We start from the raw sequence: 2,427 nt of genomic DNA, 5'->3' as shown, positions 1-2,427 counted from the left end.
ATGGTGCCTTGGCGCCGGTGGATTCGCGGCACCACGGTCCGTGTTGTGCATCGAAGCGTTATGAGCGGGTGCGCCGGCCGGGGGTGGTTGCTCGGGCGGTTGCTCGGGCGGGGCGGGGGTGCGGCTCCTTCGAGCGGGGCCGCTGAGTACAGGGGCTCCGCGTACGGGGCCGCTGTGTACGGGGCCTCCGCGTACGGGGCTGGGGACGAGCCCGCCGCGGTCGTCACCGGCCTCGGGGTCCGGCGCGGCCGCGCGGAGGTGCTGCGTGACATCACCCTGAGCGTCGCCCCCGGCGAGACCGTGGCCCTCATGGGCCGCAACGGCGCCGGCAAGTCCACCCTGCTCGCCGCCCTGGTCGGCACGCTCGCCCCCTCCTCCGGCTCGGTCACCGTCGGCGGCGCGGCCCCCCACCGCACCCCGCCGGGGGAGATGGTGCGCCGGGTCGGGCTCGTCCCGCAGGAACCCCGCGACCTCCTCTACGCCGACACCGTCGCCGCCGAGTGCGCCGCCGCCGACGGCGACGCGGGGGCCGAGCCCGGTACCTGCCGGGGCCTGGTGAGCGCCCTGCTGCCCGGCGTACCGGACGACACCCACCCCCGTGACCTGTCCGAGGGCCAGCGCCTGACCCTCGCCCTGGCCCTGGTCCTCACCGGCCGGCCCGCACTGCTCCTGCTCGACGAACCCACCCGCGGCCTGGACTACGCCGCCAAGGCCCGGCTCATCGGGCTGCTGCGGACCCTTGCCGGGCGGGGCCACGCCATCGTGCTGGCCACCCATGACGTCGAGCTCGCCGCCGACCTGGCCCACCGGGTCGTCATCCTGGCGGGTGGCGAGACCGTCGCCGACGGCCCGACCGCCGAGGTCGTCGTCTCCTCGCCCGCCTTCGCCCCGCAGGTGGCGAAGATCCTGGCCCCCGGCCACTGGCTCACCGTGTCCCAGGTCGCGGCAGCCCTTGCGACGCCCCTGGAGACGGCACCCCCGGACGCGGCACCCCGGGACACCGCGCCCCCGGACGCGACCGCTCCGGACGGGGAGCGCACGCCGTGACCCGCCCCTCCTCCGCCGACCGGCCCGTCCGCGTCGGCCCCCGCGCCGCCGCGGCCCTCGTCCTCGTCACCCTCATCGGCATCGCCGCCTTCGGCTGGCCCCTGCTCGCGGACCGCCAGTCCGGCCTGGCCCACTCCCAGGACGCGCCCTGGCTCTTCGCCGCCCTGTTGCCCCTCCTGGTGGCCGTCGTCGTCGCGACCATCGCCGACCAGGGCATGGACGCCAAGGCCGTCGCCATGCTCGGCGTACTGGCCGCCGTCGGGGCGGCGCTCAGACCGCTGGGGGCCGGGACGGCCGGGCTGGAGCCCATGTTCTTCCTGATGGTGCTCAGCGGCCGGGTGCTCGGTCCCGGCTTCGGCTTCGTGCTGGGCTCCGTCACGATGTTCGCGTCCGCCCTGCTGACGGGCGGGGTCGGGCCGTGGATGCCGTTCCAGATGCTGGCCCTGGGCTGGTTCTCGCTGGGCGCCGGGCTGCTGCCCGGCCCGGCGCGGATCCGGGGACGGGCCGAGCTGGCGATGCTCGCGGCGTACGGGTTCCTCGGCTCGTTCGCGTACGGCACGATCATGAACCTCCAGGGCTGGGTGATCCTGCAGGGCATGGGCCAGGGCATCTCCTTCCACCCGGGGGATCCCGTACCGGAGAACCTCGCGCGCTTCGTCGCGTACTGCCTGGCGACCTCGGTGGGCTGGGACCTGGGCCGGGCCGCGCTGACGGTCGTACTGACCCTCACCCTGGGCGCCACGCTGCTGAAGGCGCTGCGGCGAGCCACGAGGAAGGCAGCCTTCGACCCACCCATTTCCTTCGATTCCGGGGCAATTCCGACACTTGACCGGGCCCCTCAAAGGGGTACGAGCAGTGACGTTCGGTGAGATTCGGGCATCCCGGGGGTGAGCCGCCCCATAGGACCCACGTCACATACGACCCGGGCTAGTAGCCCACGGAGGCCCCTGACCCGCCCCCTCGGACCCGCCCCCACCTGCCCGGATCCCGCCCGGGGCGGCGGGGGTCCGGGGACCCACGGCTGCGAGGGCGGGTAGTAAGTGGGCTCGTTGCCAGGCGGGTGGGGCATCGGTAGAACTGGATGAGTCGCAAGGCGGCCCGGGTGCTTCACCCGCCGCCGACGAACCCCTCTCCACCGCGTGAGTGGCTCACGCATGCCTCAGGCATGCCGCGACCGCCCTTGTCCCCTGTGGAAGGTTCCCCTGTGTCGAACTCCGTCATCCGCCGCATCGCCGCTTCGAAGAAGACCCTTGCGGGCACCGTCGTCGCCCTCGGCGTCGCCGGCTCGATGCTCGCCACGGTTCCCGCCCAGGCGGCCCCGACGAGCGCCAAGGCGATCGCCCAGCAGATGATCAAGGACCCGGCGCAGTTCGCGGCGTT

At 74.3% G+C, this 2,427-nt stretch carries 1 protein-coding gene and 1 pseudogene; both read left to right on the top strand.

Annotation, left to right across the window (positions count from 1 at the left end; genetic code table 11):
• Nucleotides 1-222: 222 nt before the first annotated feature.
• Nucleotides 223-1,047, top strand: a pseudogene (locus tag ABZZ17_RS39975) (ATP-binding cassette domain-containing protein); the annotation flags it as partial.
• On the top strand, nucleotides 1,044-1,916 hold the full coding sequence (locus ABZZ17_RS39970) for an ECF transporter S component (protein WP_356884298.1): 873 nt from the start codon (nucleotides 1,044-1,046) through the stop codon (nucleotides 1,914-1,916). The pseudogene ABZZ17_RS39975 and the gene ABZZ17_RS39970, both read left to right, overlap by 4 nt.
• The last annotated feature ends 511 nt before the right edge of the window (nucleotides 1,917-2,427 follow it).

The organism is Streptomyces sp. NPDC006512, from assembly GCF_040611935.1.
In the GTDB taxonomy this organism is placed as follows: Bacteria; Actinomycetota; Actinomycetes; order Streptomycetales; family Streptomycetaceae; genus Streptomyces.
This window is presented reverse-complemented; position numbering and strand designations above follow the sequence as displayed.